Source organism: Streptococcus infantarius subsp. infantarius ATCC BAA-102 (genome assembly GCF_000154985.1).
Taxonomy (GTDB): domain Bacteria; phylum Bacillota; class Bacilli; order Lactobacillales; family Streptococcaceae; genus Streptococcus; species Streptococcus infantarius.
This window is the reverse complement of record NZ_DS572689.1, coordinates 17,802-33,844: the sequence shown is the minus strand read 5'-3', so window position 1 is coordinate 33,844 and position 16,043 is coordinate 17,802. Positions and strand designations below refer to the sequence as shown.

At 38.7% G+C, this 16,043-nt stretch carries 12 protein-coding genes; 10 read left to right on the top strand and 2 right to left on the bottom strand.

Annotation, left to right across the window (positions count from 1 at the left end; translation table 11 throughout):
* Positions 1-23: 23 nt before the first annotated feature.
* Positions 24-857: an AraC family transcriptional regulator gene (locus tag STRINF_RS03545; RefSeq protein ID WP_014334258.1), complete on the bottom strand. Its 834-nt coding sequence runs from the start codon at positions 855-857 to the stop codon at positions 24-26.
* Positions 858-966: 109 nt separating this feature from the next.
* Between STRINF_RS03545 and STRINF_RS03540 the strand changes: the two genes are divergently transcribed.
* The 7 genes from STRINF_RS03540 (at position 967) to STRINF_RS09820 (ending at position 11,142) form a co-directional block, all read left to right on the top strand.
* A complete protein-coding gene (locus STRINF_RS03540) occupies positions 967-3,129 on the top strand; it encodes an alpha-galactosidase (protein ID WP_006531647.1) in 2,163 nt (720 codons plus the stop codon).
* Positions 3,130-3,140: 11 nt separating this feature from the next.
* On the top strand, positions 3,141-4,412 hold the full coding sequence (locus STRINF_RS03535) for an extracellular solute-binding protein (RefSeq protein WP_006531646.1): 1,272 nt from the start codon (positions 3,141-3,143) through the stop codon (positions 4,410-4,412).
* Between the two features lie 12 nt (positions 4,413-4,424).
* On the top strand, positions 4,425-5,291 hold the full coding sequence (locus STRINF_RS03530) for a carbohydrate ABC transporter permease (RefSeq protein ID WP_003063104.1): 867 nt from the start codon (positions 4,425-4,427) through the stop codon (positions 5,289-5,291).
* A gap of 9 nt (positions 5,292-5,300) precedes the next feature.
* A complete protein-coding gene (locus tag STRINF_RS03525; RefSeq protein WP_006531645.1) occupies positions 5,301-6,134 on the top strand; it encodes a carbohydrate ABC transporter permease in 834 nt (277 codons plus the stop codon).
* A gap of 379 nt (positions 6,135-6,513) precedes the next feature.
* Positions 6,514-7,956 (top strand): sucrose phosphorylase, encoded by a 1,443-nt coding sequence (gene gtfA, locus STRINF_RS03520; RefSeq protein ID WP_006531643.1) that lies wholly within the window; start codon positions 6,514-6,516, stop codon positions 7,954-7,956.
* 142 nt (positions 7,957-8,098) lie between these two features.
* Positions 8,099-9,709: a glucan 1,6-alpha-glucosidase DexB gene (gene dexB, locus STRINF_RS03515; protein WP_006531642.1), complete on the top strand. Its 1,611-nt coding sequence runs from the start codon at positions 8,099-8,101 to the stop codon at positions 9,707-9,709.
* Between the two features lie 81 nt (positions 9,710-9,790).
* Positions 9,791-11,142 (top strand): IS3 family transposase gene (locus STRINF_RS09820; protein WP_115283723.1). Its coding sequence is split into 2 segments (ribosomal slippage): positions 9,791-10,250 and positions 10,250-11,142, totalling 1,353 coding nucleotides; the frame shifts between segments, so codons are not numbered across the junction.
* A 45-nt stretch (positions 11,143-11,187) separates the two neighbouring features.
* On the opposite strand, the gene STRINF_RS03500 is transcribed toward STRINF_RS09820, so the two are convergent.
* Positions 11,188-12,186 carry a LacI family DNA-binding transcriptional regulator gene (locus tag STRINF_RS03500; RefSeq protein ID WP_006531640.1) on the bottom strand — a complete coding sequence of 333 codons (999 nt, stop codon included), beginning with the start codon at positions 12,184-12,186 and terminating at the stop codon, positions 11,188-11,190.
* Between the two features lie 152 nt (positions 12,187-12,338).
* On the opposite strand from STRINF_RS03500, the gene STRINF_RS03495 reads away from it, so the two are divergent.
* From STRINF_RS03495 to galE, 3 genes are read left to right on the top strand one after another with little or no spacing between them, the layout of a single operon-like run.
* Complete coding sequence (locus tag STRINF_RS03495) at positions 12,339-13,511, top strand: galactokinase (RefSeq protein ID WP_006531639.1); 1,173 nt, start codon at positions 12,339-12,341, stop codon at positions 13,509-13,511.
* 22 nt (positions 13,512-13,533) lie between these two features.
* Positions 13,534-15,006 (top strand): UDP-glucose--hexose-1-phosphate uridylyltransferase, encoded by a 1,473-nt coding sequence (gene galT, locus STRINF_RS03490; RefSeq protein ID WP_006531638.1) that lies wholly within the window; start codon positions 13,534-13,536, stop codon positions 15,004-15,006.
* A gap of 11 nt (positions 15,007-15,017) precedes the next feature.
* On the top strand, positions 15,018-16,016 hold the full coding sequence (gene galE / locus STRINF_RS03485) for a UDP-glucose 4-epimerase GalE (protein WP_006531637.1): 999 nt from the start codon (positions 15,018-15,020) through the stop codon (positions 16,014-16,016).
* Positions 16,017-16,043 lie beyond the last annotated feature (27 nt).

Below are 16,043 nucleotides of genomic sequence, written 5' to 3'. Positions count from 1 at the left end.
TAGTTCTGGGGGAGTTTTCTGTTTTATTTTTTCAGCGCTTTTCGGTAATGGCTTGGGCTTTGTCCGAAATGTTTTTTGAAAGCCTTGCTGAAGGCGAGAGCATCTGGAAAGCCTACAGCGTTTGCGATCTCTGATATGTGAAAAGTCGTTCTGGTAAGCAAATCAGCACTTTTTTCCATGCGGATTTGGATGAGATAATCCTTGAGAGAATAATCTGTTTCTTCTTTGAAAATCTTATACAAGTAGGAGCGATTTAGATTGAGCTTTTTTGCAATCTCACTGATTTTTAAAGGATTTCCATATTGTGTGTGAATGATTTTTTTAACTTGCTTGATGTAATTTTGAATCAAAATACTGCTATCAGACATTGCTTTGCTTGGAAATTCTTTCATAAGAAAAGCTAGAAGTTTATAGAGTTCCGCAGTCAGTTGGAGTTCAGTCACATCATCTAGTTTTTGGTCACGAAATTGCGTTAATTTGACGATTTGATCAAGAACTTTAGACTCAAGCGTCGAATGGCAGAAGTAGTGGTCGAGCAGCTGAGTTTTGCTCAAAATATTTTCAGCTTTTGATCCGCTAAAGCCAACCCAGAGATAAGTCCAAGGATGCTCACCATCGGCTTGGTAAAAGGCTACTTTACCTTTTGGGAGAATAAACATATCACCTGTTTTTAGCTGGGTTGTTATCCCGTCAATGGTGAACTTTCCTTTACCATCTACAATGAAGTGAAGGACATAGTTATCCCTGACAGTTGGGCCAAAAGAGTAGTTTTTAGCACATATTTCAGCGCCGTAATGGTCAACGTTTAAGTCAAAATTGTTGGTATTAAATTCATTATAAGTATTTAGAATATTCAAAGTATCCCCTCCTCGCAAGCAACATTTTACCATATTTATCTAACATCCTACCATTCATTATAGTGAAAATAGGTGGTAAAATTTTAGTAAATATTAAGGAGGAAGCTCAATGGGGATCAAAATTGAAGGAAATCTATTTTACGTAAATAGTAAAAATATGTCACTGATTATTGAAAATCACGAGGGAGATTTGTTGCTTCGTCATATTGGAGGAAAAATCACAGCTTACCATGGCTCTAATGCTCTTTTTGAAAAAGACCATGCCTTTTCAGGTAATCCAACTCCTGATGATAGAACTTACAGTTTCGATACGCAACGTCAGATTTTGGGGGTACATGGCTTTGGTGATTTTCGCCAGCCATCCATTAGTATTTCACACGACACTAATGACTTAACGCAATTTAAATTAAAAGATTATCACGTCTTATCAGGAGCTGTTGAGGCAGCAGGGCTACCAAATCCACACAGTACAGAAAATGCTGAAACACTTGCTTTAGTCTTAGAAGATAAGTTGGCTGGTTTGGAGTTGACGCTTTATTACACAGCTTATGCTGAGCGTTCAACAATTTCTAGCTTTGCTAAGATTAGCAATTTATCAGATAAAGCAGTTGTTATCAACCGCGTTCTGTCAACTATGCTTGATGTTCCAGCTTCTGATTATGATGTGGTGACTTTGCAAGGAGCTTATGCGCGTGAAAAGACAGTTCGTCGCCATAAGCTTGAACAAGGTATTTTCACTGTCGCTTCAAATCGTGGTGCTTCAGGTCATGCACACACACCAGCTATGGTGTTATGTGACCACACAGCTACGGAAGATGCTGGTCAAGCTTTGGCACTTCAATTGCTTTATAGTGGTAATTTCCAAGCTTTTGTTCAAAAAAATCAATTGAACGAAGTTCGTTTGGGTATCGGAATTAACGATGATAACTTTGCTTGGGAATTGTCAGCGGACGATAGTTTTGACACACCAGTAGCCATCATGACTTATTCAGCCAAAGGTTTGACACATTTGACTCATGAAAGTCAATTATTTGTCCAAGAACATATCATGCCAAAACAATTTGCTCATGTTGAACGTCCGATTCTCATCAACAACTGGGAAGCGACTTATTTTGATTTCAAAAAAGAGAAATTGCTTGACTTAGCTGATGAAGCTAGCAAGCTTGGTATCGAACTTTTTGTTCTTGATGATGGTTGGTTTGGCAATCGCTTCGATGATAACCGTGCACTTGGTGATTGGGTGGTTAACGAAGAAAAACTTGGTGGTCCATTAAATGACTTGATTAATCAAGTTCACGCCAAAGGATTGAAATTTGGTTTGTGGTTTGAACCAGAGATGATTTCTGTGGACAGTGACCTTTACCGTGCATATCCTGACTGGGGTATTCAATCGAAAGGACGCGGTCATACTTATTCTCGCAACCAATTGGTGCTCAACCTTGCTAATCCAGACGTAGTAGCCTATATCAAATCAGCTATCGATAAGATTTTGACAGAAAATGCTATTGATTATGTTAAATGGGATTATAACCGCAATATCACAAACATCGGAAATGGTGATTCAGTCCTTGCGACACAAATGCAGTCACATGCTTATATGCTGGGCTTGTATGATTTGGTGTCTTATTTGACAGAAAAACATAGTAACATTCTCTTTGAATCTTGCTCAGGTGGCGGTGGTCGAAATGACCTTGGTATGATGCGCTATTTCCCACAAGTTTGGGCGAGTGATAATACTGATGCTATTTCACGTTTACCAATTCAATACGGTTCAAGCTATCTTTACCCGACAATTTCTATGGGAGCTCACGTGTCAGCTAGTCCTAATCATCAAATGGGGCGCACAACACCGCTTGAAACTCGTGGTAATGTCGCGATGATGGGAAATCTTGGCTACGAACTTGATTTGACAAGTTTACCACAAGCTGAAAAAGATGTGATTGCTGCTCAGGTTGCACACTACAAAGACATTCGACCAGTTGTTCAATTTGGTAAACAATATCGCCTCATCAATCCAGAAGCAGGTTCAAATGAAGCAGCCGTAGAATTTGTTTATGAAGATAAGGTTGTCGTGACCTACGTGCGCACACTGTCAACGATTGAAACAATTGAAACAACACTTAAGTTGAAAGGATTGGAAGAAGAGGCAACTTACCAACTACAAGGAATAGATCAAGTCTTCTCAGGGGCAGAGCTCATGTATGCGGGCCTCACAACGATTCTCCCACAAGGTGATTACCTCAGTAAACAATACTATTTCGTGAAACAATAAGGAGGTTTTCTATGAAATGGCCTAAACGATTAATAGTGACTGGAGTGGCAATGTTGACAGCGGCAGCTGCTTTGACATTGACAGCTTGTTCAAAAAACAGTGATTCCTCTAATGATGGCAAGGTAACTATCGAATATTTCAACCAAAAAACAGAAATGGTTGATACGCTAAAAGAAATCATTAAGGATTTTGAAAAAGAAAATCCAAAGATCCATGTTAAAATGACCAGTGTACCAAGTGCTGGTACCGTCCTAAAAACACGTATGCTCGCAGGCGATGCTCCAGATGTCATTAACATTTACCCTCAGAACGTTGATTTTAAAGAGTGGGCAAAAGCAGGTTACTTTGAGAATATGACTGGAAAATCATACCTTGAGAACATCAAAAATCATTACGAAAAAAATTATGCTGTCAACGGCAAAATTTATAGCGTCCCGCTATCAGCCAACGTTTCAGGGATTTATTTTAACAAGACAAAATTTGAAGAATTAGGCCTCAAAGTTCCAGAAACGTGGGATGAATTTGAAACACTTGTTAAACAAATTAAAACTGACGGTGAAACGCCATTTGCGCTTGCTGGCAGTGAAGGTTGGACTTTAAATGGTTATCACCAATTAGCCTATATCAGTGTGACTGGCAGTGGTGATAAGGCAAATGATTATCTTCGTTTTTCTCCTGTTAATTCTATTTCAACTTCAGATAGTGAGGTTAAAGGGGTGCTAACGCGTCTAGATTTGCTTGCTGATAAAGGAAATCAACAAACTAACTGGCAAGGTGCTTCCTACAATGATTCTGTAGTGGCGTTTGCGACTGGAAAAGCTTTGATGATGCCTGGTGGTTCATGGGCTTTAGCTGCTATCAAGCAACAAAATCCAAATTTTGAAGTATCAACATTTGCCTTTCCTGGTGAAAAAGCTGGTCAGGAAGTAACTGTCGGTGCAGGTGATTTGGCTTTATCTATCTCATCATCAACTAAGCATAAAAAAGAATGTGAAACATTCATTTCTTATATGGCATCAGCAAAAGCTATGCAAAAATACTATGACGTTGATGGTTCACCAGTGTCTGTAGAAGGTGTAGTTGAAGATGATAAATCACCGCTTGCTTCTCTTTATAAGCTTGCTTTTACTGATAAACATTATGTTTGGCTTGGTGAAAATTGGACAAGCGAAGATGACTTCTTTAGTTTGACAGCCAATTATTTGGTGAGCAAAGACGCGAAGCAATATACAGATGAATTAAATGCCTTTTTCAATCCGATGAAAACTGATGTGACGAAGTAGGAGGAAACTAGAATGCGAAAATTTTTAAATAAATATTGGGGCTGGGTGTTCTTGATTGTTCCCTTGATTCTACAAGCAATTTTCTTCTATTTCCCAATGATTCAAGGTGCTTTCTACAGTTTTACAAACTGGACTGGATTGACTTACAATTTTGATTTTGTTGGTGTCAACAATTATAAAATCTTGCTAACGGATACCAAATTCTTTAAAGCTCTTGGCTTTACTTTGATTTTGACCATTGCGTTAATTGTCGGTGAAATTGTGATTGGTATCTGGGTGGCGCGTGCTTTGAATACTAAAATCAAAGGTCAAACGTTCTTTAGAGCTTGGTTCTTTTTCCCAGCTGTTTTGTCAGGGTTGACAGTGTCTTTGATTTTTAAACAAGTTTTTAACTATGGTTTGCCTGCTATCGGCGAAGCTTTGAATATTGAATGTTTAAAAACAAGTCTTTTAGGAACAACTGGCGGTGCTGTTTTTGCAGCAATCTTTGTTATGTTGTGGCAAGGTGTTGCCATGCCGATTATTCTCTTCCTATCTGGTCTTCAAACCATTCCGAGTGAGATTACAGAAGCGGCAGCAATCGATGGCGCAAATAGCAAACAAACGTTCTGGAACATTGAATTACCATATCTGCTACCAAGTATTTCTATGGTCTTTATCATGGCACTAAAAGGTGGCTTAACAGCTTTTGACCAAATCTTTGCTTTAACTGGTGGTGGACCAAGCAATTCAACAACATCAATCGGACTTTTGGTTTACAATTATGCCTTTTCAAGTAACCAATACGGTTATGCTAATGCAATTGCCTTGATTCTTTTTGCCATCATTGTTCTTGTTTCAGTGTTGCAACTTAAATTATCAAGTCGTTTTGAAGTATAGGAGTGAGAGATGAAAAAAGAAGAACGTTATAATACTTTTTGGAAATATGTGCTCTTAATTGCAGGTTCAATTCTGATTTTGATTCCTTTATTAGCAACTGTCTTTAGTTCGTTTAAGACAACTAAGGATATCATGCAACATTTCTTTGCTTTTCCAAATCCTGTCACTCTAAGCAACTACACACGCTTGCTTGCTGATGGCATCGGACATTATTTCTTAAATTCAACTATTATCACCGTTGTATCAGTGATTTTGGTGACTTTATTTATTCCTGCGGCAGCTTATTCCATTGCACGTAATATGAGTAAAAAACGTGCTTTCAATATTATGTATAGTTTATTGATTTTGGGAATTTTTGTGCCATTTCAAGTTATCATGATTCCAATCACAGTGATGATGAGTCGACTTGGCTTGACAAATATTTGGGGTTTGATTATTTTGTACTTAACATATGCTGTACCACAAACCTTATTCTTGTATGTTGGTTACATTAAGCTAAGTGTTCCTGAAAGTTTGGATGAAGCTGCTGAAATTGACGGAGCTGATAAATTTACCACATACCGCAAAGTGGTCTTTCCAATGTTAAAACCAATGCATGCCACAACTTTGATTATCAATGCTCTTTGGTTCTGGAATGACTTTATGCTCCCCCTCTTAATGTTGAATAAATCTTCAGAGTCATGGTCATTGCCACTTTTTCAATACAACTACACAGGACAATACCTCAGCGACTACGGACCAAGCTTTGCATCATACGTCGTTGGTATTATTACTATCACAATCGTTTACCTCATTTTCCAAAAACATATCATTTCAGGAATGAGCAACGGCGCAGTGAAGTAAGGATAGGCCGTATAGCGAGCGTAGCAAAAATAGGAATTTTGACGCAGAACATGTACGTTCTAGGAAAAAATTATCTTTTTTGTACTGCTCGTAGGTCGTGTTCAACTTAACTTGGTATAGTTGATGGCTGCTAAAGCAACTCATCAACTAACGCTAATCGCTATTGCAGCTTAGCTAACCACCTTACTAGCTCGAAAACAAAATATTATCGATTTTGTTTTTTCACGTCGTAATATATAAGACGTATAGCGGGCACAGTGAAAAAATACGGAAGTGATGTGGTGTCATTAAGGCACAAAGTGGCTCATCTTTTTTACCAAGCCTGTAGCCCGTTTTCAACGCACAATATAAATGATGAAAATAAAACAAAGGAATAACTATGGGAATTCAAAATAAAACAATGTTAATCACTTACTCGGATAGTCTGGGTAAAAATTTAAAAGAACTTAAACAAAATCTTGATAAGTATTTCGGCGAAGCTGTCGGAGGTATTCACCTTTTGCCTTTCTTTCCCTCAACAGGTGACCGTGGTTTTGCACCTGTTGATTATGACGAGGTTGATTCCGCTTTTGGTGATTGGGATGATGTGAAAGCTCTTGGTGAGCGGTACTACCTCATGTTTGATTTCATGATTAATCACATTTCCCGTCAATCAAAATATTATAAAGATTATCAAGAAAAACACGAATCAAGTCCATACAAGGATATGTTTCTTAATTGGGATCACTTTTGGCCTGAAAATCGTCCGACCCAAGCTGATATCGATTTGATTTACAAGCGTAAAGACAGTGCACCAAAGCAGGAAATTCATTTTGCGGATGGTTCAGTTGAGCATCTTTGGAACACTTTCGGTGAGGAACAAATTGACCTTGACGTGACAAAAGAAGTGACCATGGATTTCATTCGAAAGACTATCAAACATTTAGCAGAAAATGGCTGTGATCTCATTCGCTTAGATGCCTTTGCTTATGCAGTTAAGAAATTGGATACTAATGATTTCTTTGTAGAACCGGATATCTGGGGTTTGCTTGATAAAGTACGTAGCATTGCTGCGGAATCTGGTACAGAATTGCTTCCAGAAATTCATGAACATTATTCGATTCAGTTTAAAATTGCTGAACATGACTACTACGTTTACGATTTTGCTCTTCCAATGGTGACGCTTTATAGTTTATACAGCGGAAAAGTTGAACGCTTGGCAAAATGGTTGAAAATGTCTCCAATGAAACAATTTACAACACTGGATACGCACGACGGGATTGGTGTGGTTGATGTCAAAGATATCTTGACGGATGAGGAAATTGATTACACGTCAAATGAGCTCTATAAAGTTGGTGCTAATGTGAAACGTAAATATTCATCAGCAGAGTACAACAATCTTGATATTTATCAAATCAATTCGACCTACTATTCAGCACTTGGTGATGATGACAAGAAATATTTCCTTGCTCGCTTGATTCAAGCTTTTGCACCAGGCATTCCGCAAGTTTATTATGTTGGCTTTTTAGCAGGGAAAAACGACCTAGAATTGCTAGAAAAAACCAAAGAAGGTCGCAATATTAATCGTCATTATTATACGAGTGAAGAAATTGCTGAAGAGGTTAAGCGTCCGGTAGTTCAAGCCTTGCTTAAGCTCTTTACCTTCCGAAATCAATCTGCGGCTTTTGACCTTGATGGTAGCATTGATGTTGAAGTTTTAGATGAAAATACATTGGTCATTACCCGTCGAAATCAAGGTAGCAGTGTTGTAGCAGAAGCTAAAATTAATCTCAAGGAGTTGACTTATACAGTGACTGAAAACGGTCGAGAACTGATATTTTAAAATTCATCCGTAAAAAGGTTCTCAAAATTATTTGGGAATCTTTTTTGTGTGAAAGATTGGAAAAAGTTTAGTGCAAACGATTGCATAATTTAAAATAAAAAGCTAAAATAGAGTCAAAGAATTGTAAGAAAAGAGGTGCTCTATGGAAAAGCATTGGTGGCATAAGGCAACAATTTATCAGATTTATCCAAAATCATTTAAGGATTCAAATGGTGATGGTGTTGGAGATTTGCAGGGAATTATCAGTAAGCTAGATTATCTTAAAAAGCTTGGTATTACAGCGATTTGGCTCTCACCAGTTTATCAGTCTCCTATGGATGATAATGGTTATGATATTTCAGATTATGAGGCGATTGCAGATATTTTTGGTGATATGTCTGACATGGAAGAATTGCTAGAAGAGGCTAAGGCGCGTGGCATTCGTATCATTATGGATTTGGTGGTTAATCATACATCGGACGAACACGCTTGGTTTGTTGAAGCGCGTGAAAATCCAGACAGCCAGTATCGAGATTTTTATATTTGGCGTGATGATCCAAACGAGCTAGAGTCGATTTTTGGAGGCTCTGCTTGGGAATATGATGCTGCTTCTGGTCAATATTACTTGCACTTTTTCAGTAAAAAACAACCTGATTTGAATTGGGAAAATAAGGTCTTGCGTCAATCTGTTTACGACATGATGAATCGCTGGATTGACAAAGGAATTTCTGGTTTTCGTATGGATGTGATTGACATGATTGGGAAAATTCCTGACAAACTCATCGCAAACAACGGTCCAAAATTGCACGATTACTTAAAAGAAATGCACCAAAAAACTTTAGCTGGGAAAGATTTGCTAACGGTTGGTGAAACTTGGGGAGCAACACCAGAAATTGCTAAGCAGTACTCATCGCCAGCTGAGAAAGAATTGTCTATGGTCTTCCAGTTTGAACACATTGGTCTTCAGCACAAACCAGATGCCTCAAAATGGGAATACGAAGAAGAACTAAACGTTCCCGCTCTCAAAGCTATTTTTAACAAATGGCAGACTGAACTTGAACTTGGTCAGGGTTGGAATTCCCTTTTCTGGGACAATCATGATTTGCCGCGCGTACTTTCTATCTGGGGTAACACAGACATTTATCGTGAAAAATCAGCTAAAGCGCTAGCTATTTCCTTACACTTAATGCGTGGAACGCCTTATATTTATCAAGGTGAGGAAATTGGAATGACCAATTATCCGTTTAAGGATTTGGAAGAAATTGATGATATCGAGTCGCTTAATTTTGCCAAAGAAGCCCTTGAAAATGGTAAGACGCTAGAAGAAATCATGGATAGCATTCGCATGATTGGACGTGACAATGCCAGAACCCCAATGCAGTGGGATAGCAGTCAGAATGCTGGCTTTTCAACTGCTGATAAGACTTGGTTGCCAGTCAATCCAAATTACACAGAAATTAATGTACAAGCAGCCCTAGACAATCCAGATTCTATTTTCTACACTTACCAAAAACTCATCAAGCTTCGAAAAGAAAACGATTGGTTGATTGACGCTGATTTTGAACTTTTAGAGACAGCTGATAAAGTGTTTGCTTACCTCAGAAAAACAGCAGAAGAAACTTACCTAGTGGTCGCAAACTTATCCGATCAAGCCCAAGCCTTTGAAACAAACTTCGCTTATCAAAAAACAATCATTAGTAATATCACTGAACTCACTGACTTTGAAAACCACCAACTCCAACCCTGGGATGCCTTCTGCGTGAAAGTAGGGTGAGAATAAAAAAAGTCCGAATATTATTTGACCTGCACCCCAAAAGTTAGACAGAAAAAAATCTAACGATTGGGGTGTTTTTGTATGAAATTAAGTTATGAAGATAAACTAGAAATATATCAGTTAAGACAGGCTGGTTTTTCTTGGCCTTATATTAGTCGAAAGTACGGTGTATGTCTATCCAATCTTAAGTACATGGTACGGCTTATGGAGAGACATGGTATTGAGGTTGTTAAAAAAGGGAAAAATAAGTATTATCCCTCTAAATTAAAGCAGGAAATCATTAATAAAGTTCTTATTGACGGTCAATCTCAGCTCACCGTATCACTGGATTATGCTCTTCCCCAACAATCCCTACTCACCAATTGGATAGCACAATACAAGAAAAACGGGTATACTATTGTTGAGAAACAACGAGGGAGACCGAGTAAGATGGGACGTAAACCAAAGAAAACTTGTAAAGAAATGACTGAGCTAGAACATATTCTGGAAGAGAATGAGCGTCTGCGTACCGAGGTAGCTTATCTAAAAAAGTTGAGGGAATTGCGCTTGAGGGACGAAGCCTTACAGCGCAAAAGGCGGAAACAGTTAGAGAACTGGTCTCAGGAGGATTTCGATTAGACCTCTTACTAAAAACCGCTAAGCTAGCTCGTTCTACTTATTATTATCAGTTGAAACGGTTTAATAGAGCTAAGAAAGATAAGAAGGTCAAAGAGATGATTCAAACCATTTACGTTGACCATAAAGGCAATTATGGATACCGTCGTATTTATTTAGAACTAAGAAACCGAGGATTTGTTATCAATCATAAGAAGGTTCAACGGTTAATGAAACTCATGGGACTCGCTGCTCGTACTCGTTGTAAGCGTAAATACTCGTCTTACAAGGGAGAGATTGGGAAGAAAGCTGATAATCTAATTCAACGTCAGTTTGAAGGGGCTAAGCCTTATGAGAAGTGTTATACGGATGTCACTGAATTCGCTTTACCAAATATTAGAGAGAAACTCTATTTATCCCCTGTTCTTGATGGATACAATAGTGAGATTATTGAATTCACCTTGTCACGCTCACCTGATTTAAAACAGGTTCAAACCATGCTTAAAAGAGCATTTCCGGCTACCTCTTACCAAGGAACTATTCTTCACAGCGACCAAGGGTGGCAATATCAACACCAGTCTTATCATGATTTCTTGGCATCCAAAGGGATTCGTCCATCTATGTCACGCAAGGGAAATAGTCCAGATAATGGCATGATGGAGTCCTTCTTTGGCATCTTAAAGTCTGAGATGTTTTACGGTTATGAAAAGACTTTTAAGTCGCTTGATAAGCTAGAACAAGCCATTACGGATTATATTTTTTATTACAACAATAAACGTATCAAGACAAAATTAAAAGGACTCAGTCCTGTGCAATACAGAACTAAATCCTTTCAATAATTTATTGTCCAACTTTTTGGGGTCAGTACAATTCAGGCTTTTTTTTTATTTTGTACTTTCGCGAAGGGTTAGTGTGGTTGCGAGTCGCGTCATGGTTGGGACGGTATGACGTTTGATCAGTTGATGATTTAAGATATCTACGGCTGTGCGTCCCATTTCTTCGGTATAAACGGTGATACTTGAAAGAGCAGGAAAGACTTGCTTAGTTAGGGCTGTATCATTAAAAGAAATGAGGCTGACGCGGTCAGGTACGGAAATGTTAGCTTCTTGAAGGGCACGAAGGGCACCAATGGCTAGGGTATCGTTTGCTACAAAGAAAGCTTGTGGAAGGTCATCACCTAGTTCGGTGATGGCTTTTTTCATCAAAGCATATCCTGAAGGTGCTGAAAAATCACCGACAAAGACATAGTCAGGGTTGTAAAGATTATTTTCGTAAGCGTAGTTTTTAAAAGTACGGAAACGTTGGTCGACAATGAGTTCTTTCTGGTCAGTCGTACGTTCTTCACCAGCAATCATACCGATTTTTGTAAAGCCTTGTTGCATGAAGTAGTCAAGGACTTTAACAACGGCATTATCAAAATCAGTTGTCACACAAGGATGACCAGCATTTAAGGTGTCGCTATCAACGAAAACAAGATTTTTTGAAAGATTTTCGAGGCGGTTAATTTGTTCACTAGAAAATTTACCAATGGCAATAATACCACTGACATTTTCTGAAATGGTTAAAATATCGTTATTAAAGTAACGAACCACATCATAGCCCAATTCTTGGGCGCGTTTTTCAAGACCGATACGAATACTATAGTAGTAAAGGTCGTTTAACTCTTCTTGTTCGCTGTACCACTGCACGATAGCGATTTTTTGACGTTCTTGGTTGCTGTTTGTGCTGCGTTTGTGTTTTTCATAACCCAACTCTTCAGCAATGGTTAAAATACGGTGTCTTGTTTCTTCACCAACGGAGAGGGTTTTGTCTTTGTTAAGGACTCGTGAGACGGTCGCTGATGAAACATTTGCTAACTTTGCGATATCTTTTAATGTAGCCATAAGTATCCCTTCTTTCTTAGTATTATTATATCACATTATCAGAAAAAACAAAAATTTTAAGTAAAACTTTAGTAAAAAATATTGACTTAGTTTAACTAGGAGGTTAAAATGAAACCGTAATCATAAAAGAAACAAGAAAAAAGGAGACCCTCATGAATACTAAAGAACTTAACCAAGCTTTTACTAATGTTTTTGGAAGCGACGCAGACGCAACTTTCTTCTCACCAGGTCGTATCAACTTAATCGGTGAACACACTGACTATAATGGTGGTCATGTTTTCCCAGCAGCGATTACGCTTGGAACTTACGGTGCCGCTCGTAAACGTGCTGATAAGACCCTTCGTTTTTACTCAGCTAACTTTGACGAATTAGGCATTATTGATGTTGATCTTGACAATCTTGTCTACGATAAAAAAGATAGCTGGACAAACTATCCAAAAGGTGTTATCAAATTCTTGAAAGAAGCTGGACACAAGATTGAATCTGGTTTTGAACTTTATGTTAATGGGAATATTCCAAATGGCTCTGGTTTGTCATCATCAGCTTCACTAGAACTTTTGGTAGGGATTGTTGCTGAAGAATTATTCAACCTAAAATTAGACCGTTTGGATTTGGTAAAAATTGGTAAACAAACTGAAAATGAGTTTATCGGAGTGAACTCAGGAATCATGGACCAATTTGCCATCGGTATGGGAGCTGAAAAACAGGCCATCTACCTTGATACCAATACTCTAGAATATGACCTTGTTCCTTTGGACCTTGATGACAATGTCATTGTGATTATGAATACCAATAAACGCCGTGAATTAGCCGATTCAAAATACAATGAACGTCGTGCGGAATGTGAAAAAGCTGTAGAAGAACTTAATCAAGTGCTTGATATCAATACTCTCGGTGAGCTTGATTTGCAAACATTTGACGAATATAGTTACCTTATTAAAGATGACAATCGACTAAAACGTGCTCGCCACGCTGTTTGGGAAAATCAACGTACCCTTCAAGCCAAAGAAGCTTTGACAGCAGGTCAGCTTGAAAAATTTGGTCGCTTGGTTAATGCCTCACACGTCTCACTTGAACATGACTACGAAGTAACTGGTATCGAACTTGATACCCTTGCTCACACAGCTTGGCAACAAGAAGGTGTTCTCGGAGCTCGTATGACAGGAGCGGGATTCGGTGGCTGTGGTATTGCCATTGTTGCTAAAGATAAAGTTGATGATTTTACAAAAGCTGTTGAACAAGTTTATACAGAAACAATTGGTTATGCGCCAGCCTTCTATATCGCTGAAATTGCTGGTGGTTCACGTGTCCTTTCACGAAAATAAAGAATAAAAAGAAGACGATAAAATGATGAAACTTTTAGATACTTTTGTCGCTAAAGTGATTGAAGCTAGCGACTATACTGAAGATGATATGTTTTACTTGCGCAATCGCATCCTTGCCCTTGTGGGCGAGGATGGTGCAGAGCAAGAGACAAATCAAACAGATTTGATTGCTCTTAAAGAAGAACTGGTTAACCTAGCTGTGAAAAATGGTAAGGTTGGTGACTTAATGGCTGAAAGGGATTGTTTGGGTGCTGAATTGATGAACTTCATCACACCTGTCCCAAGTCAGGTGAATCGCAATTTCTGGGATATGTATGCTCAATCTCCTCAACAAGCTGTCGCAGATTTTTACGAACTCAGCAAACGAAATGACTACATTAAAGTAGCTGCAATCGCCAAAAATATTGCTTTTACGGTGCCATCACAGTATGGCGATATTCAAATTACCATTAATTTATCAAAACCTGAAAAAGATCCCAAGGCCATTGCTGCAGCTAAGTTAGCCAAGGCATCTTCTTATCCAAAATGTCAGTTATGTATGGAAAATGAAGGCTATCAAGGTCGCCTTAATCATCCAGCGCGTGCTAATCACCGTATCATTCGCTTAAATTTAGGTGATGAAAAATGGGGCTTCCAATATTCGCCTTATGCTTACTTCAATGAACATTGTATTATTTTAAATACTGAGCATGTTCCAATGGTTATCAGTAAAGCTACTTTCGAACAGCTCTTAGATATTGTCGATATTTTCCCAGGTTATTTTGCTGGGTCAAATGCCGACTTGCCAATTGTTGGTGGGTCAATCTTGACTCACAACCACTATCAAGGTGGACGTCATGTCTTTCCTATGGAAATAGCAGAACTAGACAATGAGTTTCATTTCAAAGGCTTTTCAGATGTAACAGCTGGTATTGTCAAATGGCCAATGTCAGTCATTCGTCTTCGCAGCAAGAATAAAGAGCGCTTGGTAGAACTAGGTGAAAAAATTCGTTTGGCTTGGCGAGATTATTCTGACGCGAGTGTTGATGTGGTGGCTTATACAGGCGATACGCCACACCACACAGTGACTCCGATTGCGCGCAAACGTGATGGGCAATTTGAACTAGATATCGTTCTTCGCGACAATCACACCACTGCTGAATTTCCTGATGGTGTTTATCATCCACATGCTGATGTGCAACATATAAAAAAGGAAAATATTGGACTAATTGAGGTAATGGGCTTAGCTATTTTGCCACCTCGTCTCAAAAATGAATTGCTAGAAGTTGAAAAATATCTTTTGAACCAGTATAATGAAATCGCTGCCTATCATAAGGATTGGGCGGATGAGATTAAAAAGCGTTCGGATATTACGACTGATAACGTACATGATATCGTACAAGAAGAAGTCGGTCACGTTTTTGTTCGCGTTTTAGAAGATGCAGGTGTTTACAAACGTGATGAAAAAGGAAGAGAAGCCTTTATGCGCTTTGTGAACAGCGTGGGGTTAGAATAGGAGAAAAATAAATGTCAATTTTAGTGCTTGGTGGGGCTGGTTACATTGGCTCTCACATGGTTGATCGTTTAATTGAAAAAGGTGAAGAAAAAGTTGTTGTTGTCGATAGTTTGGTAACAGGCCACCGTGCAGCGGTTCATCCTGATGCAACATTCTATCAAGGCGATCTTGCTGATCAAGATTTCATGCGCAAAGTCTTTACAGAAAATCCAGACATTGATGCTGTGATTCACTTTGCTGCTTATTCATTGGTTGCTGAATCAATGGAAAAACCACTTAAATATTTTGATAACAACACTGCTGGTATGATTAAATTGCTTGAAGTGATGAATGAATTTGGTGTTAAATACATTGTCTTCTCATCAACTGCAGCAACTTACGGTATTCCAGATGAACTTCCAATTAAGGAAACTACACCTCAACGTCCAATCAATCCATACGGTGAAAGTAAACTCATGATGGAAACAATCATGAAATGGTCTGACCAAGCTTACGGCATTAAATTTGTTCCACTTCGTTACTTTAACGTGGCTGGTGCTAAACCAGATGGTTCTATCGGTGAAGATCATGGACCAGAAACACACTTGTTGCCAATTATCTTGCAAGTGGCACAAGGTGTTCGTGAAAAAATCATGATTTTTGGTAATGATTACAACACACCAGATGGTACAAATATCCGTGACTACGTCCACCCATTTGACCTAGCAGATGCTCACTTGCTTGCGGTTAAATATCTTCGCGAAGGAAACCCATCAACTGCCTTTAACCTAGGTTCTTCCACTGGTTTTTCAAACCTTCAAATCCTTGAAGCAGCTCGTAAAGTAACGGGTAAAGAAATTCCTGCAGAACTTGCTGACCGTCGTCCTGGTGACCCAGATACCCTTGTTGCGTCATCAGATAAAGCGCGTGAAATTCTTGGTTGGAAGCCACAATTTGATGATATTGAAAAAATCATTGCTTCTGCTTGGGCATGGCATTCAAGTCATCCAAATGGATACAATGACCGTTAATAAATGATTATAGTCTGGGGCTAGTGC